At 63.4% G+C, this 26,506-nt stretch carries 25 protein-coding genes; 9 read left to right on the top strand and 16 right to left on the bottom strand.

Annotation, left to right across the window (positions count from 1 at the left end):
* Positions 1-100: 100 nt before the first annotated feature.
* Together ISG32_RS02140 and ISG32_RS02135 are read left to right on the top strand one after the other, a co-directional pair.
* The gene (locus tag ISG32_RS02140) at positions 101-1,054 is read left to right on the top strand and encodes a LysR family transcriptional regulator (protein ID WP_194769359.1); all 954 of its coding nucleotides are present in this window, start codon (positions 101-103) and stop codon (positions 1,052-1,054) included.
* 199 nt (positions 1,055-1,253) lie between these two features.
* Positions 1,254-3,005 (top strand): AMP-binding protein, encoded by a 1,752-nt coding sequence (locus tag ISG32_RS02135; RefSeq protein ID WP_194769358.1) that lies wholly within the window; start codon positions 1,254-1,256, stop codon positions 3,003-3,005.
* Positions 3,006-3,575: 570 nt separating this feature from the next.
* On the opposite strand, the gene rsmD is transcribed toward ISG32_RS02135, so the two are convergent.
* The 3 genes from rsmD to ISG32_RS02120 form a co-directional block, all read right to left on the bottom strand.
* On the bottom strand, positions 3,576-4,193 hold the full coding sequence (rsmD, locus tag ISG32_RS02130) for a 16S rRNA (guanine(966)-N(2))-methyltransferase RsmD (RefSeq protein WP_407645022.1): 618 nt from the start codon (positions 4,191-4,193) through the stop codon (positions 3,576-3,578).
* A gap of 14 nt (positions 4,194-4,207) precedes the next feature.
* Complete coding sequence (locus ISG32_RS02125; protein ID WP_228529533.1) at positions 4,208-5,554, bottom strand: M16 family metallopeptidase; 1,347 nt, start codon at positions 5,552-5,554, stop codon at positions 4,208-4,210.
* Positions 5,555-5,617: 63 nt separating this feature from the next.
* Positions 5,618-7,084, bottom strand: coding sequence for a M16 family metallopeptidase (locus tag ISG32_RS02120; protein WP_194769356.1), 1,467 nt, complete (start codon positions 7,082-7,084; stop codon positions 5,618-5,620).
* Positions 7,085-7,113: 29 nt separating this feature from the next.
* On the opposite strand from ISG32_RS02120, the gene ftsY reads away from it, so the two are divergent.
* On the top strand, positions 7,114-8,271 hold the full coding sequence (ftsY, locus tag ISG32_RS02115; protein ID WP_194769355.1) for a signal recognition particle-docking protein FtsY: 1,158 nt from the start codon (positions 7,114-7,116) through the stop codon (positions 8,269-8,271).
* Positions 8,272-8,465: 194 nt separating this feature from the next.
* Complete coding sequence (locus ISG32_RS02110) at positions 8,466-10,025, top strand: serine hydrolase domain-containing protein (RefSeq protein WP_194769354.1); 1,560 nt, start codon at positions 8,466-8,468, stop codon at positions 10,023-10,025.
* Between the two features lie 26 nt (positions 10,026-10,051).
* Here the strand turns inward: ISG32_RS02110 and cutA are convergent, their stop codons facing one another.
* Positions 10,052-10,387, bottom strand: coding sequence for a divalent-cation tolerance protein CutA (gene cutA, locus ISG32_RS02105; protein WP_194769353.1), 336 nt, complete (start codon positions 10,385-10,387; stop codon positions 10,052-10,054).
* A gap of 179 nt (positions 10,388-10,566) precedes the next feature.
* On the opposite strand from cutA, the gene ISG32_RS02100 reads away from it, so the two are divergent.
* From ISG32_RS02100 to ISG32_RS02085, 4 genes are all read left to right on the top strand, one after another.
* Positions 10,567-11,511 carry a carbon-nitrogen hydrolase family protein gene (locus ISG32_RS02100; protein ID WP_194769352.1) on the top strand — a complete coding sequence of 315 codons (945 nt, stop codon included), beginning with the start codon at positions 10,567-10,569 and terminating at the stop codon, positions 11,509-11,511.
* Between the two features lie 81 nt (positions 11,512-11,592).
* The gene (locus ISG32_RS02095) at positions 11,593-11,994 is read left to right on the top strand and encodes a hypothetical protein (RefSeq protein WP_194769351.1); all 402 of its coding nucleotides are present in this window, start codon (positions 11,593-11,595) and stop codon (positions 11,992-11,994) included.
* Positions 11,995-12,319: 325 nt separating this feature from the next.
* Positions 12,320-13,261 carry an RNA polymerase sigma factor RpoH gene (gene rpoH, locus ISG32_RS02090; RefSeq protein ID WP_194769350.1) on the top strand — a complete coding sequence of 314 codons (942 nt, stop codon included), beginning with the start codon at positions 12,320-12,322 and terminating at the stop codon, positions 13,259-13,261.
* Positions 13,262-13,374: 113 nt separating this feature from the next.
* Positions 13,375-14,403 (top strand): Bug family tripartite tricarboxylate transporter substrate binding protein, encoded by a 1,029-nt coding sequence (locus ISG32_RS02085; RefSeq protein ID WP_194769349.1) that lies wholly within the window; start codon positions 13,375-13,377, stop codon positions 14,401-14,403.
* A gap of 584 nt (positions 14,404-14,987) precedes the next feature.
* On the opposite strand, the gene ISG32_RS02080 is transcribed toward ISG32_RS02085, so the two are convergent.
* The 5 genes from ISG32_RS02080 to ISG32_RS02060 are packed head-to-tail and all read right to left on the bottom strand — an operon-like array spanning position 14,988 to position 19,263.
* Positions 14,988-15,626, bottom strand: a complete 639-nt coding sequence (locus ISG32_RS02080) for an SCO family protein (RefSeq protein WP_407645015.1) — start codon at positions 15,624-15,626, stop codon at positions 14,988-14,990.
* A gap of 5 nt (positions 15,627-15,631) precedes the next feature.
* Positions 15,632-16,591: a heme o synthase gene (cyoE, locus tag ISG32_RS02075; protein ID WP_194769348.1), complete on the bottom strand. Its 960-nt coding sequence runs from the start codon at positions 16,589-16,591 to the stop codon at positions 15,632-15,634.
* Positions 16,588-17,805 carry a COX15/CtaA family protein gene (locus ISG32_RS02070; RefSeq protein ID WP_228529532.1) on the bottom strand — a complete coding sequence of 406 codons (1,218 nt, stop codon included), beginning with the start codon at positions 17,803-17,805 and terminating at the stop codon, positions 16,588-16,590. The genes cyoE and ISG32_RS02070 overlap by 4 nt, the downstream gene beginning before the upstream one ends.
* Entirely contained in the window at positions 17,802-18,569 is a 768-nt protein-coding gene (locus ISG32_RS02065) for a hypothetical protein (RefSeq protein ID WP_194769347.1), read from the bottom strand. The genes ISG32_RS02070 and ISG32_RS02065 overlap by 4 nt, the downstream gene beginning before the upstream one ends.
* Positions 18,511-19,263: an SURF1 family protein gene (locus tag ISG32_RS02060; protein WP_194769707.1), complete on the bottom strand. Its 753-nt coding sequence runs from the start codon at positions 19,261-19,263 to the stop codon at positions 18,511-18,513. The genes ISG32_RS02065 and ISG32_RS02060 overlap by 59 nt, the downstream gene beginning before the upstream one ends.
* Positions 19,264-19,350: 87 nt before the next feature.
* Between ISG32_RS02060 and ISG32_RS02055 the strand changes: the two genes are divergently transcribed.
* Positions 19,351-19,578, top strand: a complete 228-nt coding sequence (locus ISG32_RS02055) for a twin transmembrane helix small protein (RefSeq protein ID WP_194769346.1) — start codon at positions 19,351-19,353, stop codon at positions 19,576-19,578.
* 294 nt (positions 19,579-19,872) lie between these two features.
* Here the strand turns inward: ISG32_RS02055 and ISG32_RS02050 are convergent, their stop codons facing one another.
* The 7 genes from ISG32_RS02050 to ISG32_RS02025 all read right to left on the bottom strand — a co-directional run bounded on the left by ISG32_RS02050 (position 19,873) and on the right by ISG32_RS02025 (position 26,505).
* Positions 19,873-20,754 (bottom strand): cytochrome c oxidase subunit 3, encoded by an 882-nt coding sequence (locus ISG32_RS02050; protein ID WP_194769345.1) that lies wholly within the window; start codon positions 20,752-20,754, stop codon positions 19,873-19,875.
* A 63-nt stretch (positions 20,755-20,817) separates the two neighbouring features.
* Positions 20,818-21,054: a DUF2970 domain-containing protein gene (locus tag ISG32_RS02045; protein ID WP_194769706.1), complete on the bottom strand. Its 237-nt coding sequence runs from the start codon at positions 21,052-21,054 to the stop codon at positions 20,818-20,820.
* Positions 21,055-21,074: 20 nt separating this feature from the next.
* The gene (locus ISG32_RS02040) at positions 21,075-21,698 is read right to left on the bottom strand and encodes a cytochrome c oxidase assembly protein (protein ID WP_194769344.1); all 624 of its coding nucleotides are present in this window, start codon (positions 21,696-21,698) and stop codon (positions 21,075-21,077) included.
* A gap of 9 nt (positions 21,699-21,707) precedes the next feature.
* The gene (locus tag ISG32_RS27485; RefSeq protein WP_228529531.1) at positions 21,708-21,818 is read right to left on the bottom strand and encodes a cytochrome oxidase small assembly protein; all 111 of its coding nucleotides are present in this window, start codon (positions 21,816-21,818) and stop codon (positions 21,708-21,710) included.
* A gap of 52 nt (positions 21,819-21,870) precedes the next feature.
* Positions 21,871-23,499 carry a cytochrome c oxidase subunit I gene (gene ctaD, locus ISG32_RS02035; RefSeq protein ID WP_194769343.1) on the bottom strand — a complete coding sequence of 543 codons (1,629 nt, stop codon included), beginning with the start codon at positions 23,497-23,499 and terminating at the stop codon, positions 21,871-21,873.
* 34 nt (positions 23,500-23,533) lie between these two features.
* Positions 23,534-25,126 (bottom strand): cytochrome c oxidase subunit II, encoded by a 1,593-nt coding sequence (gene coxB / locus ISG32_RS02030; protein WP_194769342.1) that lies wholly within the window; start codon positions 25,124-25,126, stop codon positions 23,534-23,536.
* A 476-nt stretch (positions 25,127-25,602) separates the two neighbouring features.
* Complete coding sequence (locus tag ISG32_RS02025) at positions 25,603-26,505, bottom strand: class I SAM-dependent methyltransferase (protein WP_194769341.1); 903 nt, start codon at positions 26,503-26,505, stop codon at positions 25,603-25,605.
* Position 26,506: the final 1 nt, after the last annotated feature.

Genomic DNA, 26,506 nt, shown 5'->3' with positions numbered 1-26,506 from the left:
GGTTTTGCAGGATGATGTCGCACATCTGCAGATTCAACAATGATCGCCGCAAGCAAAGATTTGTTGATTCCACTTCAACAGTGATGTCCGCCGCCCGCCCATGAACTACGACGCTCTCCCGCTGGCCGATCTCGAGGTATTTGCCCATGTGGTGGAGCGCAGCGGCTTTGCGGCCGCCGCGCGCGAGCTGGGCCTGACGACCTCGGCGGTGAGCCGCAGCGTCGGGCGGCTCGAGCTGCGCCTCGGCGTCAAGCTGCTGCACCGCACGACGCGCGCTCTCTCACTGACCGAAGTGGGCGCGGAAGTGCACGCGGCCTGCAGACACATGCTGCAGAACGCGGAAGAAGCCGTCTCGCTCGCCGCCGCCCATCGCCAGCAGCCTCAGGGCGTGCTGCGCATCAGCGCGCCGGTCGTCTTCGGCGATCTCTGGCTTGCCCCATTGCTGCCGCATTTCTGCAGCCAGTGGCCTGAAGTGCATGTGCAGCTTGGCATGAGCGACGCGATAGTCGACCTGCAGGCGCAGGGCATCGATCTCGCGATCCGCATCACCACGCACGAGGCCCTGCCGCAATCGCTGGTCGCACATCCGCTGCGTGAGGTACGCTACCTGCTGGTCGCGCACCCCGACTATTTCAAGACGCATTCCGTGCCGAAGTCGCCCGCCGATCTCGCCGCGCATCGCTGCATGACGCTGGGCTACGGCGCGTTCCAGAACCTCGTCGAATTCACGCCCGCCGATGCGGCGGATGCCTCCGTCCCGCCGCCGCCCGTGAAGGTGCGGCTCAGCACCCCACTCACCATCGCAAGCAGCCTCGGCCTGCGGCAGGCGCTGCGCGCCGATGCGCAGACCGGCGTGGGACTGGTCGTGGACTTCGTGGCCGAGCCCGCCATCGCGGCCGGGCAGCTGGTGCAGGTGCTGCCGCACTGGCAGCTCACGGGCAGCTACGCGCCGCGCATGGCCTACGCGGTGCACGCGCCGGGCCCGCGCATTCCGCCCAAGCTGCGGGCCATGCTGGACTTTCTGCTGCAGCACGCCAAAGCCGCCTCCCGCTGACAGACAGGCCTGCGCCGCGCGCTCGACAATCATGGCACGGCGAATGTGTCATGCGTCCGGATTTCTGGCGCATATTGCTACCAGCGTTGCGGGAACCGTACCGCGGCGGCACGGGCAATCGCTCTACATTCAAGGCATGTCTCGCGCCTGCGCCGATGACAAAAGAACCACCAGAACGCCTTCAAGGAGACAAACGACCATGTCCGTGCCCACGTCCACTCCCAGCACTGCGACGCCCCACATCGGCCCCGAGCAATCACGCGACGCCTTCATCGCCGCACGCGATTTTCTGCAGAAGCACCGCACCGACTACGAACGCGCCTACCAGGAATTCCGCTGGCCCGAGCTTGGCGAATTCAACTGGGCGCTCGACTACTTCGACCACATGGCGCGCGGCAACGAGGCCGTGGCGCTGCACATCGTGGAGGAGGACGGCAGCCAGACGCGCCGCAGCTTCGCCGAGATGAGCGCGCGCTCGTCGCAGGTAGCCAACTGGCTGCGCAGCCTCGGCGTCAAGCGCGGCGACCGCGTGCTGCTCATGCTGGGCAACGAGCTTGCACTGTGGGAGCTGATGCTCGCCTGCATCAAGCTCGGCGCGGTGATGATTCCCGCAACCATGCTGCTCACCGCCGATGATCTGCAGGACCGCCTCGACCGAGGTCAGGTCCGCCATGTCGTCGTGGCGAGCGCCCACACCGACAAGTTCACCCAGCTCGCAGGCGACTACACGCGCATCTGCGTCGGCGCGCGGCAGGACGGCTGGCATGCGTTCGCCGATGCAGTGGATCACACGACCGTCTTCGCGCCCGAGGGCCGCACGCTCGCCGACGATCCGCTGCTGCTGTACTTCACCAGCGGCACGACCTCCAAACCCAAGCTCGTGCTGCACACCCACCAGAGCTACCCCGTCGGCCATCTCTCGACCATGTACTGGATCGGTCTGCAGCCCGGCGGCGTGCACCTGAACATCAGCTCGCCCGGCTGGGCCAAGCACGCCTGGAGCTGCTTCTTCGCGCCATGGATCGCCGGCGCGACCATCTTCATCTACAACTACGCGCGCTTCTCCGCCAAGGCCCTGCTGCAGGCCATGCAGGACCACCAGGTGACCAGCCTCTGCGCTCCGCCCACCGTCTGGCGCATGATGATCCAGGAAGACCTGAGCCCGTGGCGCGAGCGCCTCACGCTGCGCGAAGTGATCGGCGCCGGCGAACCGCTGAACCCCGAGATCATCGACCAGGTGCGTGACGCCTGGGGCCTCACGCTGCGCGATGGCTTCGGGCAGACGGAGACCTGCGCGCAGATCGGCAACACGCCGGGCCAGCCGCTCAAGCCCGGCTCCATGGGCCGACCGCTGCCCGGCTACGACGTGGTGCTGCTCGACGTGGACGACAAGGAGAGCAACGAGGGCGAGGTCTCACTGCGCCTCTCGCCCCGCCCCACAGGCCTGATGGTCTGCTACGAGGACAGCCCCGAAAAGACCGCGCAGGTCATGCGCGAGGGCTACTACCACACGGGCGACACGGCAGAGCGCGATGCCGACGGCTACATCACGTTCGTGGGCCGCGCCGACGACGTGTTCAAGGCCAGCGACTACCGCATCAGTCCGTTCGAGCTGGAAAGCGCACTCATGGAGCACGAGGCCGTCGCCGAAGTCGCCATCGTCCCGAGCCCCGACCCCGTGCGCCTTGCCGTTCCCAAGGCCTATCTGATCCTCACCACCGGCACACCCCCGAGCCGCGAACTCGCGGAGGAGATCTTTGCGTTCGCCCGCTCGCGGCTCGCGCCCTACAAGCGGGTGCGGCGCATCGAGTTCGTCGATGAGTTGCCGAAGACGATCTCCGGGAAGATTCGTCGGGTGCAGTTGCGCAAGGATGAGGTGTTGAAGGTACAAGCCGCTGCTCGCGGGGAGCATGAGTTTTTTGAGGAGGATTTTCCTGGCCTCAAGGGGTGACTTTCTTTTTGCTAGCTAGCTGGCTTCTGTTGTTTGGTTGAGGGCGGAGGCCGGGAGTTCCGCCCGGCGGCGGAGTAACTTTTTGGTCTTGCCCAAAAAGTCACCAAAAATGCGCTTTTCAATACCCGCGGCAGAACTCGCTTTGCGCTGCGCGCGCCGCTCGGGCAACCGCCGCGATTCAGTGTTTAACCAAGAGGAATGTTCGGCACTTCGCTGCGCTCGTGCCGAACATCTCGCGACTTCGCGAGATGTTGGTGCGCCAGTGCTGCGCGATTTTTGACTTGCTCTCGGGATCGACTTCGTTCAAAAAAGCAGTGGGCATTTGCAGCTAAACCCAACTCTGCAAACACCCCGGCACGAGCGCAGCGACGTGCCGCAACACCTCTTTCAAACTGACTTCCGGCGGTTGCCCGAGCGGAGTGACGAAGGAACGCAGCGAGTTCCGCCGGAGGTATTGAAAGCGCGTTTTTGATTACTTTTTGCGCGCAAGCAAAAAGTGATTGCCCCGCCGGGGGCAGTCCCGGCCTCCGCCCTCAAAACAAAAAACCGAAAACCCAAAAAACAAAAACATCAAGAACGACGCAGCAGATGCGCATGCACCGCCCCGGCCTTCAAATGCCGGAACCGCTCCAACCCCAAAGCAAGCACCTCATCCTCACTCCACTCCCGCGGAGCTTCCAGGTAAACAAACCCGTCAACGGCCACAGCCTTGGCAGCCGCCTCCAACGCAGGCTTGAACAGCGCGCTGTCAAACGGCGGATCCAGCAGCAGCAGATGCATGCTGCCCGAAGCGCACTGCTTGATCGCAGCCACCCCGTCCCCCCGCAACACGCGGACGTTGTCCGCCTTGAGCTTGGCCGCGATGCTTTTGAGCTGGGTGACCAGCCCCATGTCCGCCTCGTTCATCAGCACCTGCGCCGCGCCGCGCGATGCGGCTTCAAAACCGAGCGCGCCGGTTCCCGAGAACGCGTCCATGCATTGCCAGCCGGTGAGGTCCTGACCCAGCCAGTTGAACAGGGTCTCGCGCACGCGGTCGGGCGTGGGGCGCAGGCCCGGGCGGTCGGCGACGGGCAGGCGCGTGCGCTTCCACAGGCCGCCCACGATGCGCACTTCACCCGCGCCATGTGAGGCGGCGGGTGCGGGCTTTTTCGCGGCGGCGGCTTTTTTCTTTGCGGCTTCGCTCAGCATGGTCGAACGCGGTCTCATTGCTTGCCTCCCACGATCACGGTGACCATGCGCTCGGGCTGCACCATGCGCTGAAATGCGTCACGGATGTCCTTGGCGGTCAGCGCCTCGACGCGGTCGGTCCAGTGCTCGAGATAGTCGAGCGGAAGGTTGTTCCATGCGATGTTGGTCACGTTGCCGAGCAGCTTGCGGTTGCTGTCGATGCGCAGTGCAAAGCCGCCGATCAGGTTGTCCTTGGCGGCGCGCAGTTCTTCCTCGGTCGGGCCTTGCTCGACGAACTGCTTGACCACGTCCCGCGAGACTTTGACCGCTTCCGCAGCCTGGTCGGGCCGGGTCTGCAGGCCGACGACGAACGCGCCCGCGTCGAGGCCCGGCGAGAAGCCGCTGCCCACGCTGTAGCTCAGACCGCGCTTTTCGCGCACTTCCTGCGTCAGGCGCGACGTGAAACCGCCGCCGCCCAGAATGTGGTTGCCCACGAGGATCGCGAGAAAGTCCGGGTTGTCGCGCTTGATGCCGGGCTGGCCGATGATCACGTGCGCCTGAGCGGATTGGAAAGGAATGTTCTGCTCGGTGGCCTTGGTGAGCGGCTGCACCTGCGGCACCTCGGGCAGCTTGGCGCAGTCACCCGCCGCCTTGGCGGGCAGGCGCGAGAGCAGCTTGTTCACGAGTTGCTGCGCCTGCGCCTTGTCGAGCGCGCCGACGATGCTCACGCGCGCGCCGCAGGTCTGCACATAGCGCTTGTGGAACGCCTGCAGATCGCCCGCATTGATGCGCTGCAGTGACTCGGCGGTCGTTTGATAACCGTAGGGATGCTTGCCGTAGACATCGGCCGCGAACGCCTTGCTCGCGACGGTGCCGGGCTTGGTCGCGGCCTCCTTGAGCGCCGCTTCCCAGCGCGAGCGCTCGCGCTGCCAGACGTTCTGCGGAAAGCTCGGCTCGCCGATCTGGCGCGCGGCCAGATTCGCGGCCTTGGCCAGGAGTTCGGGATCAGTGAGCGAGCGCATCGAATACACAAAGCCGTCGCGCTCGGCGCTCGCGCCGAAGCTCGCGCCGAGATCGGCCCACGCCTCGCCCAGCGCATTCTCTTCGAGCGCAGGCTCCTTGCCGCCCGCACCGGCGCGCACACCCTTGGAGCTCATGCCTGCGGCGGCGCTCGCCAGCCCGATCTGCTGCGCGGGATCGCGTCGTGCGCCCGCGTCGAAATCAATCTGCACGTCGACCATCGGAATCGCCGGGCTTTCGACCAGCCACACGCGCGCGCCGTTGGACTCGGTCCAGTGCTGGATGGGCAGCAGCGCCCATGCCGAATGCGCGCACATCGCCAGACCCGCGCCGAGCAGGCCTGCACGCACCGTCGTCTTCATGAGACTTTTTTGCTTCGTCATCATCAACATATCTTGTTCAATCCGTTTCGTGGCCATGGTCGATCAGTGCATGCGGTCGCCGCCCGCGCCCTGCTGCGCTGCTGGGTGCTTGGCGCCGGGGGCCACGGGTTGAGGCAGCAGCGTGCCGACATTGAGCTGGTCGTCGCCGAAATAGCGCTGCGCCACGGACTTCACATGGTCCGGCGTGACATTGCGCAGCAGCTTGAGGATCTGGTCGTCGGCGTCGAGCGGGAAGCCCTCGGCCCAATTGCCGCCGAGGTCGTTGGCCTGGCCGAACAGCGAATCGCGCTCGTACACGGTCGACGCCGTCCACTGCGCCTTCACGCGCGCCAGTTCCGATTCGCTCACGCCCTCCTTGGCCACGCGGGTGATCTGTGCGCGCAGCGCGTCCTCCACCTGCTTGGTCGTCTTGCCGGGAGCGGGCACGCCGGTCAGGATGAAATTGCCCGGGCCGCGTCCGATGATCGATGCCGAGCTGCCCGCGCTGTCGGCCACGCGGTCAGCGCCTTGAGTGAGCGCACGGTCGAGGCGCGCGCCGTCATAGCCGCTCAGCACCGCCGAGAGCATCAGCAGCGACAGCGCGTCACGATCCTCGTCGGTGAGCTGGTCCACGCGGCGCAGGCTGGGCGAGCGGAACGACATCGCGACGAAAGCCTGATCGGCGGGCGCCTTGAAATCGATGCGGCGGATGCCCTTCTGCACAGGCTCGGTGCGCGGCTTGCGCGCGGGCACGACGCCCTGCGGAATCTGGCCATAAGTCTGCTCGGCAAGCGCCAGCACCTTGTCCACGTCCACATCGCCCGCCACCACCACGGCAGCGTTCTGCGGCACGTACCAGGCCTTGTGGAACTCGCGCACGTCCTGCGGCGTCATCGAGTCGAGATCGCTCATCCAGCCCACCACCGGGCGGCGGTACGGCGATGCGGTATAGGTCGTCGCGTTCAACTGCTCGAACAGCGCAGAGCGCGGCTGGTCTTCGGTGCGCATGCGGCGCTCTTCCTTGATGACCTCGATTTCCTTCTTGAACTCCTCGTCCGGCCACTGGTTGTTGGCAAAACGGTCAGACTCCAGCTCCATCACGTCCTTCAGCCGGTTCGAGGGAATCTGCTGGTAGTAGCCCGTGTAGTCACGCGTGGTGAAGGCATTCTCCTGCCCGCCCAGCGCCGCCACGCGCTTGGAGAACTGGCCGGGCGCGATCTTGGCGGTGCCCTTGAACATCATGTGTTCCAATGCGTGGGCCACGCCCGTCGTGCCGTCCACCTCATCCATCGCGCCCACGCGCACCCAGACCATGTGCACCGCCGTGGGCGCGCGCTTGTCGGGCTTGACGATCAGCTGCATGCCATTTTTCAGCGTGAAAAGCTGCGCCCCATCGGCCGTCGTGGCTTCGGGTTTCACCGCCGCGGCGGCGGGCGCGGGCTGGTTGGAAACGGGGTTGGCGGACGTGTCGGCAAACGCCGAGACATGCGCACAGGCCAGCAGGCCAAGAATGGAAATGGCTTGTTTCATAGAATGGATGGGATTCTAAGTACCCGACAATGTTCAGTTTCTTCAAGAAAAAATCTTCAGACCCCGCTGAAACGCCCGTCCCGAGCGCTCCCGCGTCCGCGCCTGCACCCGAAACCACCGACAAGCCGGTGGCCGCTTCGGGTGCCAAGAGCTGGCTGCGCAATCCGTTTGCCAGCAAGGATACCCCCCCGCAAGCGGATAACCCGCCGGCATCATCGGGCAATTCGGACAACCTGCCCGCCGTTCAGGAACCCCAGGCCAAGCCCGAGGCACCGAGCGACGCAGGTGACCGCAAGGGCTGGATGGACCGCCTCAAGGCCGGCCTGCGCAAGACCGGCAGCAGCATCTCCACGATCTTCACCGGAACGAAGATCGACGATGCGCTCTACGAAGAGCTCGAGGACGCGCTGCTCATGGCCGACACCGGCGTGAAGGCCACGCAGCACCTGCTGGCCGACCTCAAGCAGCGCGTGAAGGACTCCAAGACCACCGACCCCGCCGCCGTGAAGGCGCTGCTGGCCGACGCGCTCGCCGACCTGCTCAAGCCGCTCGAGAAGTCGCTTTCCATCGGCACCCACACGCCCACCGTGATCATGGTCGCGGGCGTGAACGGCGCGGGCAAGACCACCTCCATCGGCAAGCTCACCAAGCACCTGGCCGACCACGGCGAAAGCGTGCTGCTGGCCGCCGCCGACACCTTCCGCGCTGCCGCGCGCGAGCAGCTCGGCGTCTGGGCCACGCGCAACACCGTCGAGATCGTCAGCCAGGACGGCGGCGACCCGGCCGCAGTGAGCTTTGACGCCGTGAGCGCCGGCCGCGCCCGCAAGAAGGACGTCGTGCTGGTCGACACCGCAGGCCGCCTGCCCACGCAGCTGCATTTGATGGAAGAGCTCAAGAAGATCAAGCGCGTGGTCACCAAGGCCGACGCGAGCGCCCCGCACGAGGTGCTGCTGGTCATCGACGGCAACACCGGCCAGAACGCGCTCAACCAGGTCAAGGCGTTCGACGAAGCGCTGCAGCTCACCGGCCTCATCGTCACCAAGCTCGACGGCACCGCCAAGGGCGGCGTGCTGGCCGCCATCGCGCAGGAAAAGCCGATCCCGGTCTACTTCATCGGCGTGGGTGAAAAGGTCGAAGACCTCGAAACCTTCAACGCACGTGAGTTTGCTCAGGCGCTGCTGGCCTGAGCGCCCCCAAGCAGCCCCCCCCAATCAGCCCTGCCTTCGTGCAGGGCTTTTTCTTGATGGGATGCCACTGCTACGCCCGCGTTGCCGCATTCCACGGCAAGGAATCCTGTTCATTGATTGACAGCCGATTGACAGATTCGCTCCCCAGAATCGGTCTCAACGATTCCATCTACAACACGCACAGGAGACCTTGCATGCAGAGCACACCCCCATCCCTCGAACTCTCGCGACGCGGCCTGCTGCGGCTGTCGCTGGGCGGCGCCGCAGCCATTTCGGTCGGTGGCGCGCTGGCCCGCACCGCCGCGACGGCTCCACTCGCTTTTCCAACAGACGGCCTGCTGCGCGCAACGCCTGAATCGCAGGGCGTGTCGTCCGCCGCGATCATGGATTTTCTCGACGAGGTCGAGCGCAACGCCTACGAGATGCACGGTTTCATGCTCTGGCGCAGCGGCCATGTGGTGGCCGAAGGCTGGTGGGAGCCCTACGGTCCCGAGCGCATCCACATGACGCACTCGCTGACCAAGAGCGTCACCGCGAGCGCCGTGGGCATGGCGATCGCCGAGGGTCGTTTCAAGCTCGACGACAAGGTCGTTTCGTTCTTCCCAGAGCATCTGCCTGCCGACGTGAGCGCGAATCTCGCCGCGATGACCGTGCGCGATCTGCTGACCATGCGCACCGGCCACGAAAAGATGACCTCGGGCTCGGTGTGGCGTCCGATCAAGACCAGCTGGATTGCGGAGTTCTTCAAGATTCCAGTGAAGTTTGAGCCCGGCACCAAGTTCGTCTACACCAGCGCCGCGACCTACATGCTCTCGGCCATCATCACCAAGACCACGGGCCAGTCCACTGCGGACTATCTGAAGACGCGCTTCTTCGAGCCGCTGGGTATCACAGGCTATGAATGGGACGTCGGTCCCGAAGGCATTTCGCCCGGCGCGAACGGCCTGTCCTGGAAGACCGCGGACGCACTCAAGCTCGGCATCCTGCACGCTCAAAACGGTCAATGGAAAGGGAAGCAGTTGCTGCCTGCCGAATGGGTCAAGGCCGTGCAGCAGCCTCATACGCCGGGTCAGTACGGCTACCAGTGGTGGCTGGGCCCGAACGGCGTCTATCTGGCCGACGGCCTGTTCGGCCAATACTCGATGGTGTTCCCCGAGCACAATGCCGTCATCGCGATGAACTGCGCCAACCCATCGGGCGCGGGCTTTCTCGCCAAGGCGGTCTACAAGCATTTCCCCAAGGCATTCGAGAAGGCAGAAAAGCCCGCCGCGAACGCCAAGCTGTCGTCTCGCTTGAAGCAGCTGCAGTTGATGCCCACACCGCGCGCCACGCAATCGCCGCTGGCCGAAACCATCTCGGGCCACTCCTACGAGTTCGCCGACAACACGGAGAAGGTCCGCTCGGTGAAGTTCGATTTCAGCGAAGGGCAGTGCCGTTTCACCATGGAAGATGATCGTGGCACGCATGTCGTGCAATGTGGTGTCGGCAAGGCCGTGGAAGGCTCGACCACCGTCACCGGCAACAAGCTGCACCACGAATACCAGCCCGACAACATGCGAGTGGTGGCGACCGGCGAGTGGACAGATTCACGCACCTTCGAGATGACCTGGACCTTCGTCGAATCGGCCTTCCGCGACAAAGTGGTGTGCCGCTTCAACGGTCCCTACGTGCGCATCGCGCGCAGCGTGAACGTGAATTCGAGCATCACCTCGCTGCCTGAAATCGTCAGCAAGAAGCCCGGCAAAGCGGCCTGAAAAATGGTCTGAAGTCGGCCTGATCTTCAGACCTTCAGCCGATCCTCGACCCACGCCGCGTATTCACGCGAGGCCTGTTCCTCGCGCACCAGAATCTGCGGCAGGTCGTACGGGTGCTGGGCGCGCAGCCAGCGCAGCAGCGCGAACATGCCCGTCGGCAGCGTCTTGAACACCAGACGCCACTCCTCGTCCTCGCACTGCGTGCCCTGCCACACATAGTGCGACGCAATCCGCTCCACCTGCACGCAGGCCGCGAGCCGGTCGCGCACCGCCGTGCTCGCGATGCGGCGGGCATCTTCTTCCTTTCCGACCGTGGTGGTGAGCACGCTCACCGGAGGCATATGGGTGTCGAGTTCGCGCATCGCTGTCCTTTCGCGTCATTGACGCCTTCGATCTGGACATTGTCCGCCGTCTTCGGCCGTTCGAATTCACCGCCACCAAGTGCCGGATAGCCCCCTGCAATCCGCCAACTCGCGTATAAAAGTCATCGCGACTGACAGACTGACGGAACGATTCCAACAACTGCAGGAGACAACACGACATGACGACCGCGACCAAGCCCTTCAAGGCCGCAGTGATCCAGGCCTCTTCCATTCCCACCGACAGCATCGAATGCGCGCTCAAGGCCGCTTCGCTGATCCGCGAAGCCGCCAGCCACGGCGCGAAGGTCCAGGTGTTTCCCGAAGCCTTTCTCGGTGGCTACCCCAAGGGCAACAGCTTCGGCAGCCCCATCGGCCTGCGCAAGCCCACGGCACGCGATGCCTACGCCACCTACTACAGCCAGGCCATCGATATGGACGGCGAAGAGATCGCGATCCTCAACGAAGCGGTGCAGGAGACCGAATCCGTCGTCGTGATCGGCTGCATCGAACGCGACGGCGGCACGCTGTACTGCACGGCGCTGTATTTCAGCGGCAAGGCCGGCCTCGTCGGCAAACACCGCAAGCTCATGCCCACGGCGGGCGAGCGCCTGATCTGGGGCTTCGGCGACGGCTCCACCATGCAGGCCGTGGACACGCCCTACGGCCGCATCGGCGCGGTGATCTGCTGGGAAAACTACATGCCCATGCTGCGCATGCACATGTACAGCCAGGGCGTGAGCATCTACTGCGCGCCCACCGCCGACGACCGCGACACCTGGCTGCCCACCATGCGCCACATCGCGCTCGAGGGCCGCTGCTTCGTGCTGACCGCCTGTCAGTTCCTGCGCCGCGAGGCCTACCCCGCCGACTTCGAATGCAGCCTCGGCAACGATCCCGAAACCGTGCTGCTGCGCGGCGGCAGTGCCATCATCGACCCGACCGGCGCAGTGATGGCCGGCCCCAACTACGAGGCCGAAACCATTCTCTACGCCGACATCGACCCAATCATGGTGCCGCGCGGCAAGTTCGATTTCGACGCCAGCGGCCACTATGCGCGGCCCGACATCTTCCAGCTCAAGGTGGATGTGGGAGCGAAGAAGGCGGTGTCGACCGTAGGGAACTGAAACGGGAGCGTCGCAATTCCTCTGCGGTTCAAAGTTGCCACATCGGAATTGGAAAGCAACTCTGACATTTGAAATGTTTGAATGACCATCTATTTAGCCATCCGATCCGACGCCGCCCATGGTCGCTCCATCCCGTTGAACACCCTTGTCACGTTGCTGGCTCACCAGCCCGGGCTTCAAGGCACCGGGCATGGGTTGTTCAACGTCATCAGGGACCACAAGCCGCGCGCCACGTTGGAGGCCTTTGCATGCTCCGCAGCGGGCAACTACGCCGTCCGGCAAGGCGCTCCACCACCCAAGCACGTCAATCTGCTTGAGCTGCGATATCCCTACAACGAGTCCGCGCACTCTGCCTGGTATGAATCGCTGGCCGCCGAGGTCGCCCGCAGCCTCGGGTGGGAGGCCTGGGGACAGGATGACGATGGGCGGGAGGTCTGCCTGTGGCGGCCTGCGTCACCCGATGCAGACACCTTGCGCACCTGAGAAAAGAAATGTGAAGACGTCCGGCGACGCGAACTTTTCCGACACGCGCAGTCAAAATTCAACGACTGCGCTAGAACAAAGCCGATTGCATCATCCTGAAACAGCCGAAAACCCGTCGGAGTTTCGGATTTCCGGTGCTGCCACTGGGTGAAATCGAGCTCGAAATTCAGTGACATTTCCCTGATAAATGCTTGATCGGTATGGTCTTTCTGCTATTGCAATCAGAAATTCAGTACCCAAGTAAAAAAGTGGGGAACTTATGGCTTAGCACTCACTCCAACAGAGTGCTAACATGAACCGAATTGGTGATGAAAGGATGTCTTTGATGAACCTGCAAGCTACATCCTCCTCGACGTCTCTGGCGCCCACAAACCCCTGGGCTCTGGTGCCGCCGCTGGGGAATCTGGACGCATATATTTCCGCCGTGAACCGCCTGCCTCTGCTGACCGTGGAGGAAGAGCAGACGTTTGCCCGGCGCCTCAAGAATGACAGCGACGTGGACTCCGCCGGTCGTCTGGTGCTCTCGCACCTGCGCCTCGTGGTTTCCATCTCGCGCCAATACCTCGGATATGGGCTGCCGCACGGCGACCTGATCCAGGAAGGCAATGTCGGCCTGATGAAGGCCGTCAAGCGCTTCGACCCCGATCAGGGTGTGCGTCTGGTGTCCTACGCCATGCACTGGATCAAGGCCGAAATCCACGAATACATTTTGAAGAACTGGCGCATGGTCAAGGTGGCGACCACCAAGGCTCAGCGCAAGCTGTTCTTCAATCTGCGCTCGATGAAGCAGGGTTTCAAGGCCGAATCGGCCATGGACGATGCTGCCGTCGTGCGTGACACGCTGTCCGACCATGAAATCGATATGGTGGCGGAACAGCTGAATGTCAAGCGCGAAGAAGTCATCGAGATGGAAACCCGCTTGTCGGGAGGCGACGTGCTGCTCGACCCGGCTCCGAGCGACGACGGCGAGCAGGCCTTCGGCCCGATCGCCTACCTGTCGGACGCGAGCCACGAGCCCACGGCCATGATCGAGAACCATCAGCGTGACCGCCTTGCCAGCGACGGCATCGCCACCGCGCTGGAGAGCCTCGACGAGCGCAGCCGCCGCATCGTGGAAGAGCGCTGGCTGAAGGTGAACGACGATGGATCGGGCGGCATGACGCTGCATGATCTGGCCGCCGTCTACGGCGTAAGCGCCGAGCGCATCCGCCAGATCGAGGTGGCCGCGATGAAGAAGATGAAAAAGGCACTGGCCGAGTACGCCTGAGCCCATGCTCCCGGGCCCTTGCGGGCCGCAGGGCGATAATTGCAAGCGCGCAGATCCGTTCAAGGAGCTGCGCGCTTTTGTTTTGGTGCAGACGAAAGAAAGACTCCAACCCCATGTCTCCATTCTCCAAGGCCCGCCGCACGGTGCTGGGCACGACGGCAATGACGCTCGCGCTCGCGGCCCTGTCCAGTGGCCCGGCTTTTTCCGCCACGCAAGGCGCTGACGCCACGCCCGGCTGGCCGAACAAGCCGCTGCGCATCGTGGTTGGCTTTCCCGGTGGCTCCTCGCCCGATCTGACGGCGCGCACCTTTGCCGAGCCGCTGTCCAAGAAGCTCGGCCATCCGGTGATCGTCGAAAACAAGGTCGGCGCTGGCGGCAACATCGCGGCCGACCACATCGCCAAGTCGCGTGACGATCACACCATCGGCCTGTTCATCAACGGCAACCTGACCGTCGCCAACCTGATCAACAAGCGCGTTCCCTACAACCCGCAGAAGGATCTGGCACCGCTCACGCTGGTGGGCGTTTCGCCACTCGTGCTGACAGCGCCGGTGCATCTGCCCGACGCCCCCGACGGCACGGACGCGCGCGCCTTCCTCGCAGCCGCCAAAAAGGCGGGCGACAAGTGGAGCTACGGCACGCCCGGCGTGGGCACCGTGGGCCACATCGGCACGGAACTGATGAAGGTCCGCACCGGCATCGCGCCCGTGCACGTGCCCTACCCCGGATACCCACAGGTCGCTCAGGCGATGCTCGGCGGCCAGTTGCAGATGGCCCTGCTGCCTCCGGCCCTGGCGCTCGCTCAGGAAAAGGCCGGGAAACTGCGCCTGATCGGCGTGACGGCCGCAGGACGCAGCACGCTCGCACCGGACGTGCCCAGCCTCGCCGAGGCGGGTGTGCCGAATCTGAATCTGGAGATGTGGAACGCGTTTGCTGCGCCGTCGACGATGCCCGCGAACCTGCAGGCGCGGCTGTCCGATGCGTTGATCGAGATTGCGCGTTCTCCTGAAGTGCGCACGAAGATGTTTCAGCAGGGGTGGCAGGCTGTGGGGTCTTCGCCTGAGGGGCTGGCCAATCGGATCAAGGCCGATACGGCGGTGATGGGGAAGATCATCAAGGATCAGGGGATTCGGGCGGAGTGAATTGTTGAGGTTGGCGGACCTCTTGCCTCATTTTTTGCCTTCTGGTTAAAGGGGAGTGGCGGGTTTTAGGGTGGAGGCCGGGAGTTCCGCCCGGCGGCGGAGTAACTTTTTGGTCTTGCCCAAAAAGTCACCAAAAATGCGTTTTTCAATACCCGCGGCAGAACTCGCTTTGCGCTGCGCGCGCCGCTCGGGCAACCGCCGCGAGTCAGAGTTTTCACAAGAGGTGCTTTCGGCACATTGCTTCGCTCGTGCCGGGCATCTCGCGACTTCGCGAGATGCTGGGGTGCCAGCGCTGCGCGATTTTTGATTTGCTCGCTGGATCAACGTCACTCAAAAGAACAGTGGGCGTCTGCCCCTCAACCCAACTCAGCAAGCACCCCGGCACGAGCGAAGCAACGTGCCGCAAACACCTCTTCCAAACTGATTTCCGGCGGTTGTTCGAGCGGCGCGCGCAGCGCATAGCGAGTTCTGCCGGAGGACTTCAAAGCGCGCTTTTGGTGACTTTTCGCGCGCAAGCGAAAAGTTACTCGCCCGCCGGGGCGAGACCCGGCCTCTGAACTCAAACAAAGAACAGAAGCAAAAAATCAACCAGCAAGCAGCGCTTTGACATCAGAAAGAAGTGCCGCCCCCCCCGACCCATACCGAGAATAGACCCGCAGATTCCCCTTGGTATCGTAGATGTAGCTACCCGCCGAATGGTCCATCGTGTAGCTCGTCGCCGTCTTCCCGTCCACCTTCTTGTAATAGATCTTGAACTCCTTGGCGAGCGCAGGAAGCTGTTCCAGCGAAGGAACCAGCCCCACAAAGGTCGGATCGAAATTCGCCATGTAGGCCTTGAGCACTTCGGGCGTGTCGCGTTCTGGGTCGACGGTGATGAAGACGCCCTGCAGCTTGTCGCCATCAGCTCCCAGCGAGCGCTTGACCTCGGCGAGTTCGCTCATCGTCGTGGGGCAGACGTCGGGGCATTGGGTGTAGCCGAAGAACACCACGACCACCTTGCCCGCGAAGTCCTTGATGCTGCGCTGCTTGCCATTCTGGTCCAGGAGCGGGAAGTCCTTGGCGTATTCGGCACCGGTCACGTCAACGCCCTGAAATTGGGGTGACGAGGGCGCGGACGGCGAGCATGCGGCGAGCATGGTGGCGAGCGAGGAGGTGGCCGCGCCCCAAAGGGCGAGTCGTTTCAGTGCATCACGCTTGTCGGTGTTCATACGCTTGGAATTCATTCTTCTCACAGGACGTAATGATCGACCAGCAGCGCCGCGAAAAGCGCGCTCAGGTGGATCAGGGAGAAACGGAAGGTCTTGCGCGCAAGCGCGTCGGAATAATTGCGCCAGAGCTTGAAGCCATACCAGCAGAAACCCAGACTCAGCACCACGGCCACCGCAAGATAGATCCACGAGCTCATGCCGTAGACGAAAGGCATCAGACAACCGGCGAACAGGATGATGGTGTAGAGAAAAACCTGCAGCCGCGTGAACTCGTTGCCGTGCGTGACGGGCAGCATCGGCAGGCCGGACTTGCGGTAGTCCTCGACGCGGTAGAGCGCCAGGGCCCAGAAGTGCGGCGGGGTCCACAGGAAGATGATGAGAAACAGGATCAGCGCCTCGGGGCCGACGTGGTCGGTCATCGCGGCCCAGCCGAGCACCGGAGGCATGGCGCCCGATGCGCCGCCGATCACGATGTTCTGTGGCGTGAGCGGCTTGAGGATCACGGTGTAGATCACCGCGTAGCCCACGAAGGTGGCGAAGGTGAGCCACATGGTGAGCGGGTTGACCAGCACGTACAGAATGGCCGAGCCGATGGCGCACAGCGCCGCCGAGAAGATCAGCGTCTGCGAGTTCGACAGCTCGCCCTTGGCCGTGGGGCGCCAGGCGGTGCGCTTCATCTTGGCGTCGATGCCCTGCTCCACGATGCAGTTGAAGGCGGCCGCCGCTCCGGCCACCAGCCAGATGCCTGCGCTGGCGATCGCCATCAGGCCCCATTGCTCGAGGCTGGGCATGCCGGGTACGGCGAGCACCATGCCGATGAAGGCGCAGAACACGATGAGCTGCACCACGCGCGGCTTGGTGAGCGCATAGAACTGCGAGAAGCGCGATGGCAGGTGCGCGGCGGTCGCGGCAGGCTTGGGCGCTGCGGCCGGTGCGGTGGAAGAAGAAGTCGACGGTGAAGGAGAAGGAGCGGCGCTCATACGGAAACTTTCGTGGTGCTTGCGCGCACCTTGTTCTGCTCGGCTCTGATGGAAGCGGAGACGGTGGCGTGGCCCGCCGGTCTGCTTGCAGCCAGGCCCCACGTCAGCACCACCAGCAGCGCTGCCGCACCACCCGTGTGGAGCACGGCGGCGACCAGTGGCCAGTCGAGAACGACGTTCGACAGGCCCGTGAGAAACTGCAGCAGCGTGAGCCCCGCGAGCCAGCGCGTCTGATCGCGCAGCACCTGCGCGCGATGCATGCGCCAGGCCAGCGCGATCAGCGCGGCCAGCACGATGTAGGCGGCCAGACGATGCACATAGTGGATCGCGGTCAGCGCTTGAAAACTGATATGGCTGCCATCCTTGAGCAGGCCAAGCTCGCGCCAGATCTGAAAGCCCTGCGAGAAATCCATCGCGGGCCACCAGCTGCCCTGGCATGTCGGGAAAGTGGTGCATGCGAGCACCGCGTAGTTGGTGCTGACCCAGCCGCCGAGCAATGTCTGCACGATGACGAGCAGGCCGGTGACGGCCATCGCGACGTACATTCCGCGCGGAATCTGGACGGGCTGCAGATGCTTGCTGTTCAACGTCTTGTGCACGGCCTGCACGCACAGCAGGATCAGCAGCACGGAACCACCGATGAGGTGCAGCGTGACGATGGCGGGAAAGAGCTTCATCGTCACCGTCCACGCACCGAACGCGCCCTGCAGGCACACCCAGAACAGCGTGAACGTGGGCCACCACGGGCTGAGCGCGGGCTCGGGCGCCTTCTGCTTTCTGGCCTGATGGCGCTGCCGCCACGCCCCCACGGTCAGCACGATGATGAGCACGCCGACGGTCGTCGCGAGATAGCGGTGGATCATCTCCACCCAAGCCTTGCCGTGCGTGACGGGGCCGGTGGGCATGGCGGACTGCGCGGCGGTGATTTCCGCCATCGCGCCGACGGGACTGGAGCTGCCGTAGCAGCCCGGCCAGTCGGGGCAGCCCAGGCCCGAATCGGTGAGGCGCGTGAATGCGCCGAACAGCACCAGATCGAAGGTGAGGAACAGCGTGAGCACGGTCAGCGCCTGCAGCTTGCGCACGGGCGTATGGTGGCGATTGCGCAGCCACACCCAGGTGATGGGCGCGAGCGCGATCACCAGACCGAAGGCCATCAACTCCAGCACCGGGGCAAAGTCGTAGAGCGGTTGCATGTCGCTCGCGTTCAAGCTCATGGCTTCACGATCTCCTCGTCGCGCCCCGCCTTGTCCCAGGACGACGACGCGCGCAGCAGGCGATCCAGATCGCGCTTGGCCTGCGACGCGCTCTTGCGGTCCATCCTGGCGGGAAAGCGCATCATCCAATGGCCCATGGGGTCGACCACGTACAGATGGTCGGACTGCGTCTGCCCGGCAGCCGGCTGCAGCCACTGCGCGATCATCGAGGGCTCAGCGCGCACCACGGTCGCCTGCGCCAGACCCGGTGCAATCTCGGCGGGGAGAGGCGCCTGATCGCTCACCAGCCAGACCCAGTCCATGCGCTCCTTTTCCTTGCCAAGGCTCTCGCGCAACTGGCGCTGCAGATAGAGATGGTTGCGGCAGGTCTCGTCACACGCCGCAGGCGCGACGCTCACCAGCAGCCACTGGCCCTTCAGTTCGTCCAGCGGGCCGCTCTTGCCATCCAATGCGGTCACCATGGCGTTCGCGGGCATCGCGTGCTGCGGCTGGATCAGCTCACCATAGTTGCGGCGGCCGTCCGGGCGCACCACGTAATAGGTGAAGTACGAAGCGATCACCGGCGCCGCGCAGACGAGCAGCACCGAGAGCATCTTCCAGCGCCCGGAGCGCAACTGTTTGGCCTCGGCATCGGCCATGGCTGCGCCCGCGCTCGGCATGCTGTGCACGGTGAACGCGAGCGGGCTCTCGGCCGCCGTCGTCGCCTCAGGCGGACGGCTGGCTGCGTGGGCGAAGGAAGCGTCGGATGAGTTGGAACCAGACATAGAGGATTGCCACCAGGGCACATAGCCCGAACCATTGGAATGCGTAACCGTAATGCTTGTCGACGCCGGAATCAACGGCCGGCCAATCACGCAGCAGGCCGTCGTCCGCATCGCCCGCCGTCTGCACGACAGACAACGGCAACAGTGGGAGGCCCGTCTCGGCCCCAAAGGTGACCAAGTCGAGATTTTGCCGGATCGCGGAAGCCCTTGCGTTGTTTCCGGATGTGTCGAATTCATAGAGCCGCGCCGGACGCGCCGCCACGCGGCCCAGAACCTGCACCTCGCCCTCGGGCGTGCGGATCTCCGGCAGCCGCGTGCGATCCTCGAAATTGCGCGGCACCCAGCCACGCTGCACCATCACCACGGACGGCTGCTGCGGCGTCGCAGGCGCATCACTCAAGCGCAGCGGCGTCATCACGAAGAAACCTTGCCGCCCGTGCATCTGCCGGTTGTCGAGATACACGGTCTTGTCGGCGATCCAGCGGCCCGTGAGCTTCACCTGCCTGTGCAGCAGCGGATCGCTCCGGGGCTCCGCGTTCTGCGCATCGGCAGGCGCCAGCGCACGCACCTGCGCGAGAAACTCCGCCACGGCCAGCGGTGGCTCGGCCATGCGCCGATCCATCGCCTGCTGCAGCGCCTCTTTCTGCGCAGCACGCGACAGCTGCCAACGCCCGAGCGAGGCCGTCACCACCATGGTGGTCAATGCCGCCAGCGTGATGATCCAGAACCGCCATCCGGGCCCCTGCCCGCCGCTCACCGTATTCACGTAATAATGCTCTCCATGAAATCCATTTTCGTCGCCCTCGCGTTCCTGGCCATCCTCGCCAGCCTGGGCTCCGCGCTCTTCTTCATGATGCGCGGAAAAGGCGACGACCGCGCCCGCAGCAAGCGCATGGCCTGGGCACTCACCGCGCGCATAGCGCTCTCCATTGTGCTGTTTCTCTGCGTGCTGATCGCCTGGAAGCTCGGATACATCCAGCCCACAGGTCTGCCAGTAAAAACGCAATAAAACCCGGATCCCGCACCCACACGGCGGCCAACGCAGCGCGCGTTCACCTAAAAACTCCACCACAACGGCAAGACAGCCCCTCAGGCTAGGCGTCGAAGCCGCAGACAGTACGCCTGTACGGCAAGGCTTCGCAACAACGCATGAGGGGCTGTATTGCCGCCTCAAAACGACCAGCCCTCGGAGCCGCCAGGCTTCGTAGAAAAGAACACGCACATCCAATCAAACCACGAAAAAAGCGCCCGAAGGCGCTTTCCCTGAGGCTTGCAGGTGGGACATATAGCCCCAGCCAGAAGGTCACATCCAGTAGACGAGGATGTAGAGCCCCAACCACACCACGTCCACAAAGTGCCAGTACCAGGCGGCCCCTTCAAAACCGAAGTGGCGCTCGGCCGTGAAGTCGCCCTTCATCAGGCGCAGCGTGATGAAGAACAGCATCAGCATGCCGATGAACACGTGGAAGCCGTGGAACCCGGTCAGCATGTAGAAGGTCGATCCGTAGATGCCGGAGTTGAGCTTGAGGTTCAGATCGGTGTAGAGGTGATAGTACTCATAGCCCTGCACGAACAGGAAAATGACGCCCAGAATCACCGTGAGCCACATGAACTGGATGCACTTGCTGCGGTGGTTCTCACGCAGTGCGTGGTGGGCGATGGTCAGCGTCACGCCCGAAGTCAGCAGCAGCGCGGTATTGATCGTCGGCAGCCAGAACGGACCGACCGTCTGGAAAGGCTCGACAAGCCCCGCTGGTGCGGCGGTCACGCCAACCGCAACGCTGGGCCAGACGGCCTTGAAGTCGGGCCAGAGAATCGCGTTGTCGAGGCTGCCGAGTGCGGGCACCGAATGCGCGCGGGCCCACCAGAGCGCGGTGAAGAACGCACCGAAGAACATCACTTCGGAGAAGATGAACCAGCTCATGCTCCAGCGGTAGGAGAGGTCGATCCTGGTGCTGTAGAGACCGCCCTCGCTCTCGCGACGCGCGTCGCCGAACCACTTCCAGAGCACGCTCAGCCACCAGATGAGGCCGACGAACAGCGAATACTTGCCCCATTCGTGACCGTTGATCCACTGGCTCGCGCCGAGGATGACCAGAAACAGGCCGATGGATGCCATCACCGGGTGCTGTGAATGAGCCGGTACGTAGTAGTAAGGCGTGGTGCCTGGGGTGGTTGCACTCATGTCAGCTCCTGTATCTCTCAAATTCTCTGTTGTCGGTTATGCGTTGTTCTATGCGTTCTGCTCTCAGACGATCCAGTTCACCAGCGCGATCAGTCCGATCACCAGCAGGAAAAGCCCCAGCAGTCCCACCACGATGATGTGGATGGGGTTGAGCTTGTCGATGTCCTTCTGGTACTCGGCCCCCTTGCGCAGGCCGATCATCGACCATGCGACGGCGCGCACCGTGCGCAGCAGCGAACCCTTGCGCTGGTGCGCGGGCGGTCTGTCTGGCTCCTGGCTCCGATTCTGATCCTGCGTCATCGCGCCACCCGTCCCTTCGCTCATGAACGGCCTCCCGTCGCCGGGGCCGGTGTCGTCACGGCGGCGGTCGACTCGGGCGCCGCAGGCGTCTTTCCACCCACCTCGAAGAAGGTGTAGGACAGCGTGATCGTGGTCACGTCCTTGGACAGGCGCGGGTCGATCACGAAGGTGACCGGCCAGTCGCGCTTCTCGCCGGGCTCGAGCGTGTACTGGTTGAAGCAGAAGCACTCGAGCTTGTTGAAGAAGGCGGTCGCCTGACGCGGCGCGTAGCTCGGAATCGCCTGTGCGGCCATGCGGCGGTCCTGCACGTTTTCGAACTCGTACATCACGGTGGCGAGCTCGCCGGGATGCACCTTGAGCGAGCTCTTGGCGGGCTTGAACTGCCACGGGCCGCGCGCGTTCGCGTCGAATTCGACGGTGATCGTGCGGCTGTAGTCCACCTGCGAATTCTTGGGCACCTTCACGTCCTTGCCCGCCGTGCCGTTGCCGGGAACCTGGCGCTCGGACAGCGAGAGAATGTTGATGCCGGTGACTTCGCAGATGTGCTTGTAGATGGGGATGAGCACATAGCCGAACGCGAACATGCCAGCCGTGATCACGGCGAGCTTGCCGACCATCTTGATGTTTTCGCGTCGCATGCTCATCGTGTCACCTCAGTGCAACCAGGTCATCTTCACCATGAAGCCGATGAAGAACGCGACGGCCACCGACACCAGAATCCATCCGAGTCGTGCGTTGGCTTTCTTCTGTTCCGGCGTTGCCATGGTGTCGATGTCTCCTGTGGTTGTCTGTCGTGCTTGTCGATGCCTGCCGTGATCAGCCGATCACGCGGGTCGCGGTGGCGTCCAGCTTGGGCGGGTTCTCGAATGTGTGGAACGGTGCGGGCGATGGCACTTCCCATTCCAGACCTTCAGCCGCTTCCCATGGCTTGGCGGGAGCCTTCTCGCCCTTGTGGCGCATGCCGGGCACCACCACGAACAGGAAGAAATACACCTGCATCAGACCGAAGCCAAAGGCACCAATCGAAGCCAGCATGTTGAAGTCTGCGAACTGCATGGGGTAGTCGGCGTAGCGACGTGGCATACCGGCCAGACCCAGGAAGTGCATCGGGAAGAAGGTGATGTTGAACGTGATCAGCGAGCCCCAGAAGTGGATGCGGCCACGGGTTTCGGAATACATCACGCCGTTCCACTTGGGAGCCCAGTAGTAGTAGCCCGCGAACATCGAGAACAGCGAACCGGCCACCAGCACGTAGTGAAAGTGGGCCACCACGTAATAGGTGTCCTGCAGCTGGATGTCGATGGGCGCCATCGACAAAATCAGACCGGTGAAGCCACCCATCGTGAACACGAAGATGAAGCCCACGCTGAACAGCATCGGCGTCTCAAACGTCATGGAGCCGCGCCACATCGTGGCAACCCAGTTGAAGATCTTCACCGCCGTGGGCACCGAGATCAGCATCGTGGCGTACATGAAGAACAGCTGGCCGGTCACAGGCATGCCGGTGGTGAACATGTGGTGCGCCCACACGATGAACGACAGGATCGCGATGGAAGCCGTCGCATACACCATCGATGCGTAGCCGAACAGCTTCTTGCGGCTGAACGCGGGCACGATCTGGCTGACGATGCCGAAGGCCGGCAAGATCATGATGTACACCTCGGGGTGACCGAAGAACCAGAAGATGTGCTGGTACATCACCGGGTCACCGCCGCCTGCGGGGTTGAAGAAACTGGTACCGAAGTGGCGATCCGTCAGCGTCATGGTGATCGCGCCAGCCAGCACGGGCATCACGGCGATCAGCAGGTAAGCGGTGATGAGCCAGGTCCAGCAGAACATGGGCATCTTCATCAGCGTCATGCCGGGAGCGCGCATGTTCAGGATGGTCACGATGATGTTGATCGCGCCCATGATGGACGAAGCGCCCATGATGTGCATCGCGAAGATGCCGGCATCCATCGACGGACCCATCTGCAGCGTGAGCGGTGCGTACAGCGTCCAGCCCGCAGCAGGTGCGCCGCCGGGCATGAAGAACGAGCCGACCAGCATGATCGCCGCAGGAATCAGCAGCCAGAAGCTGAAGTTGTTCATGCGGGCGAAAGCCATGTCAGATGCGCCGATCTGCAGCGGAATCATCCAGTTCGCAAAGCCCACGAAGGCCGGCATGATCGCGCCGAACACCATGATCAGGCCGTGCATGGTGGTGAGCTGGTTGAACAGCTCGGGGTTCACCAGTTGCAGGCCGGGCTCGAACAATTCGGCGCGAATCAGCAGCGCCAGAACGCCGCCCACCATCAGCATGGTGAAGGAGAACAGCAGGTACAGCGTACCGATGTCTTTGTGGTTGGTGGCGAACACCCAGCGACGCCAGCCGTGGGGCGCGCCGTGGTGATCATCGTGACCGTGATCGCCTGCGTGACCGTGGTTGTCCAGTACTGCGCTCATTTGTTATCTCCAATCGATCTTCTGTCTGGACTCATCATTGCGCAGCAATGACATCAACACGGCGTGCCTGACGGTCGTCGCCGGAGCCTGCCGTCACGCCTTCAGGCTTGCGCAGTTCGATGCGGTCAGCGGCCACGCCGTTGTCCGTCAGCGCCTTGGCCACGGCCTGGGCGCGCTTCTTGGCGAGTTCGGCGTTCACGTCCGCGCTGCCTGTCGAGTCCACAAAGCCGGACAGGGCGATCTTGCCGTCCTTGTGCGCATTCCAGTAGTCCGCGGCGCGCTTGGCTTCGGCCAGCGCCTCGGGGCCGAGTTCGCTCTTGCCGGTCTCGAAGAAGATCTGGAACGGCCCGTTGGCAGAGGATGCCGTGGTCTGCGCCGCAGCCGTGTCGGCGCTGGCCGGAGCCGCCGCAGGTGCGGGAGCTGCCGCAGCAGGGGCTGCCGCGCCACCGCCTTCGGGGAACTTGCCGGTGCGGGCCGCGACGAAGTCGGCGGGCTGCACCATCGTGCCGGTCTTGTTGTTCCAGTGGTTCTTGGTGAACGTGACCACGGCCGCCAGATCGGTGTCGCTCAGTTGCTTCCATGCGGGCATCGCGCCGTTGGCACGGCCTTCAAGCACGGCGTGCATCATGTCGGCGGTCGGGCCGAGCACCACCGGGCTGCCGTCCAGCGCCTTGATCGGGCCGGCACCCTTGCCGTTGGCCTGGTGGCAGGCCGCGCAGTTGGCGCCATAGACCTTCTCGCCGCGGGCGACCAGATCGGTCAGCGTCCAGACCTTGCTGGGATCATCCTTCTTGGCTTCAGCCTTTTTCTTCTCTTCCGCGACCCACTTGGAGTAGTCCTCGGCGGACAGTACCTTCACGTGGATCGGCATGTAGGCGTGCTCCTTGCCGCAGAGCTCGGCGCACTGGCCGTAGTAGTCGCCCACTTTTTCTGCGCGGAACCAGGTGTCGCGCACGAAGCCGGGGATCGCGTCCTGCTTGATGCCGAACGCCGGCACCATGAAGGCGTGGATCACGTCGTTGGCAGTGGTGATCACGCGCACCTTCTTGTTGACCGGCACCACGAGCGGGTTGTCGACCTTGAACAGGTAGTCGTTCGGCGCCTGGCTCACGTCGCCGCTGTTGGACATCTGGCGCTGCGCCGTGTCCAGCGTGGAGATGTACGACAGGCCCTCGCCCTCTCCGGAGAGGTAGTCGTAGCCCCACTTCCACTGATAGCCGGTGGCCTTGACCGTGAGGTCGGCGTTGGTGGTGTCCTTCTGCGCGACCAGCACCTTGGTGGCGGGCAGCGCCATCAGGATCACGATGATGAACGGAACAATGGTCCAGATCACCTCGACAGTGACGGACTCATGAAAATTTGCGGCCTTGGCGCCCTTGGATTTGCGATGTTTCCAGATGGAATAGAACATCACGGCGAACACGGCGATGAAGATCACCGTGCAGATGATCAACATCATCCAATGCAGGAAATGCTGCTCTTCGGCAATGCGCGTGACGGGCGGCGCAAGATTGAGCTGTTTGACTGCCGGCCCACCGGGAAGGTCCTGAACCGCATGGGCTGCTGTGCCCAACGTTGCCCCGGCTACCAGCAACATAGAGGCCAGCTTATTGGAAATGCTCTTCATAGTTCTCACTTACTTCTAAGCCTCAATTTGACCAAGCCCTTGCCGCGTCCTCGTGGGTCAGACACCTCAGCAAAGCCATGCGAATTCCACTGACCAGACCATCCGGCAAGCCTCCCCTTCAGCGGTTCCGAGCCAACCCAACAAACCGGAGTCCACATGAACCCGGTTTTCATCAAATCCAGACTGTTATCCATCAGCCTGTTGTCTCCGCAAATCTGGGATTAATTGAATTAATCCCACTGGAACTTTTCGAATATCAACAGCATGCCTAGCGCACAAAACTCCTGCAATCCGCGTTAGTCCTGAGACGAGCTGACATACGGCAATTCAGTTCTTGACTGCAATCAAGAACTGCGCAGCGGGCTATCGACGATCGACCTGTCGGCAAAAAGTTCCGAATCTACAATCCGCAAGAATTGTAGCGCGGCTTGATGAAAATCATTGACACACCCAAGGTCGCCCTCAGGATTGCGTCTTTATTGGCGACCTTTACGCAACATTGCGCGCATATCCTGAAGAGACACTGCGCTATGGGACTCGACGGGCACTCGGGGTTCGGGTTTGAAGGCGTGGCCGTAAATAATCTCGAAGGTAATCGCCAATTGACCTCCCTGTGCAGAATCCGTTAAGCGTTCCGCCAGCTCTTTTTCAAGCCGCTGCCTGAACCCGCGTCCGCGCAATGCGCCAAAGCGCTGGGGATGCAGGTTGCGCCCCAATTCGCGCAGTTCCTTGAGCAATCGCTCGGGCGTCGCGAAGGTCAGCGTGATCCGCTCCATGTCCATCACCGGCTCGGCAAACCCGGCGTGCACCAACATGTCGCCCCAATCGTGCATGTCGGTCATCGAGTGGCCGGGCACGGGCCAGCCCATGTCGGCGTACAGCCTGTGGATCTCGCGCACCGTGTCCGGGCCGAGGCAGGAAAACATCACATAGCCGCCCACCGCGAGCGCCTTGTGCCACTGCCCGATCAAGGCTTGAGGATTCGCAGCCGCATGCAATGCCATGTTGGCCCAGAGCATCTGCACGCTGGCATCCTCGGGCTTGCCGAACTGCTGCGATGGCCCCGACCAACGCCCGAGGCTCCACCACGGCTTGCCGAACAGCTCCTGAGCGCGCCGCTGGCCACCGGCCGATGAGGTCTCGTGGATGCGGCTGGCCGCCTCGGGGAATTGCTGCTGCACGAGCGCATGCCCTTCAATGCCGCCATTGAGCGGGTCCCAGTCGCACCAGTTCGCGGGTTTGCTCGCCATCCACTGGAGGCGATCCTGCATGCGGCGCGCGATTTCCTCGTGCAGCCACGGCGAAGCATCCACGGTGCGCGCGTGCCAGCGCTGCGCTGCGGTCGGGTCAATGGTGGGGGGGAGTTGTTGTTCAGACATC

This window comes from Diaphorobacter caeni (assembly GCF_015354245.1).
Taxonomy (GTDB): Bacteria; Pseudomonadota; Gammaproteobacteria; order Burkholderiales; family Burkholderiaceae_C; genus Diaphorobacter_A; species Diaphorobacter_A caeni.
Note: the sequence above shows the minus strand (reverse complement) of the source record. Positions and strands in the feature narration are given on the sequence as shown.

What these genes read in the sequence shown, in the direction of transcription:
- ISG32_RS02025 (WP_194769341.1), bottom strand. Translation starts at nt 26,505, where the DNA reads ATGTCTGAACAACAACTCCCCCCCACCATTGACCCGACCGCAGCGCAG.
- ISG32_RS02080 (WP_407645015.1), bottom strand. Translation starts at nt 15,626, where the DNA reads ATGAATTCCAAGCGTATGAACACCGACAAGCGTGATGCACTGAAACGA.
- ISG32_RS02055 (WP_194769346.1), top strand. Translation starts at nt 19,351, where the DNA reads ATGAAATCCATTTTCGTCGCCCTCGCGTTCCTGGCCATCCTCGCCAGC.
- ftsY (WP_194769355.1), top strand. Translation starts at nt 7,114, where the DNA reads ATGTTCAGTTTCTTCAAGAAAAAATCTTCAGACCCCGCTGAAACGCCC.
- ISG32_RS27485 (WP_228529531.1), bottom strand. Translation starts at nt 21,818, where the DNA reads ATGGCAACGCCGGAACAGAAGAAAGCCAACGCACGACTCGGATGGATT.
- ISG32_RS02140 (WP_194769359.1), top strand. Translation starts at nt 101, where the DNA reads ATGAACTACGACGCTCTCCCGCTGGCCGATCTCGAGGTATTTGCCCAT.
- ISG32_RS02110 (WP_194769354.1), top strand. Translation starts at nt 8,466, where the DNA reads ATGCAGAGCACACCCCCATCCCTCGAACTCTCGCGACGCGGCCTGCTG.
- ISG32_RS02045 (WP_194769706.1), bottom strand. Translation starts at nt 21,054, where the DNA reads ATGACGCAGGATCAGAATCGGAGCCAGGAGCCAGACAGACCGCCCGCG.
- ISG32_RS02135 (WP_194769358.1), top strand. Translation starts at nt 1,254, where the DNA reads ATGTCCGTGCCCACGTCCACTCCCAGCACTGCGACGCCCCACATCGGC.
- rpoH (WP_194769350.1), top strand. Translation starts at nt 12,320, where the DNA reads ATGAACCTGCAAGCTACATCCTCCTCGACGTCTCTGGCGCCCACAAAC.
- ISG32_RS02120 (WP_194769356.1), bottom strand. Translation starts at nt 7,084, where the DNA reads ATGAAACAAGCCATTTCCATTCTTGGCCTGCTGGCCTGTGCGCATGTC.
- coxB (WP_194769342.1), bottom strand. Translation starts at nt 25,126, where the DNA reads ATGAAGAGCATTTCCAATAAGCTGGCCTCTATGTTGCTGGTAGCCGGG.
- rsmD (WP_407645022.1), bottom strand. Translation starts at nt 4,193, where the DNA reads ATGCTGAGCGAAGCCGCAAAGAAAAAAGCCGCCGCCGCGAAAAAGCCC.
- ISG32_RS02095 (WP_194769351.1), top strand. Translation starts at nt 11,593, where the DNA reads ATGACCATCTATTTAGCCATCCGATCCGACGCCGCCCATGGTCGCTCC.
- ISG32_RS02040 (WP_194769344.1), bottom strand. Translation starts at nt 21,698, where the DNA reads ATGAGCATGCGACGCGAAAACATCAAGATGGTCGGCAAGCTCGCCGTG.
- ctaD (WP_194769343.1), bottom strand. Translation starts at nt 23,499, where the DNA reads ATGAGCGCAGTACTGGACAACCACGGTCACGCAGGCGATCACGGTCAC.
- ISG32_RS02085 (WP_194769349.1), top strand. Translation starts at nt 13,375, where the DNA reads ATGTCTCCATTCTCCAAGGCCCGCCGCACGGTGCTGGGCACGACGGCA.
- cutA (WP_194769353.1), bottom strand. Translation starts at nt 10,387, where the DNA reads ATGCGCGAACTCGACACCCATATGCCTCCGGTGAGCGTGCTCACCACC.
- ISG32_RS02065 (WP_194769347.1), bottom strand. Translation starts at nt 18,569, where the DNA reads ATGTCTGGTTCCAACTCATCCGACGCTTCCTTCGCCCACGCAGCCAGC.
- ISG32_RS02125 (WP_228529533.1), bottom strand. Translation starts at nt 5,554, where the DNA reads ATGAAGACGACGGTGCGTGCAGGCCTGCTCGGCGCGGGTCTGGCGATG.
- ISG32_RS02060 (WP_194769707.1), bottom strand. Translation starts at nt 19,263, where the DNA reads ATGGTGGTGACGGCCTCGCTCGGGCGTTGGCAGCTGTCGCGTGCTGCG.
- cyoE (WP_194769348.1), bottom strand. Translation starts at nt 16,591, where the DNA reads ATGAGCGCCGCTCCTTCTCCTTCACCGTCGACTTCTTCTTCCACCGCA.
- ISG32_RS02100 (WP_194769352.1), top strand. Translation starts at nt 10,567, where the DNA reads ATGACGACCGCGACCAAGCCCTTCAAGGCCGCAGTGATCCAGGCCTCT.
- ISG32_RS02050 (WP_194769345.1), bottom strand. Translation starts at nt 20,754, where the DNA reads ATGAGTGCAACCACCCCAGGCACCACGCCTTACTACTACGTACCGGCT.
- ISG32_RS02070 (WP_228529532.1), bottom strand. Translation starts at nt 17,805, where the DNA reads ATGAGCTTGAACGCGAGCGACATGCAACCGCTCTACGACTTTGCCCCG.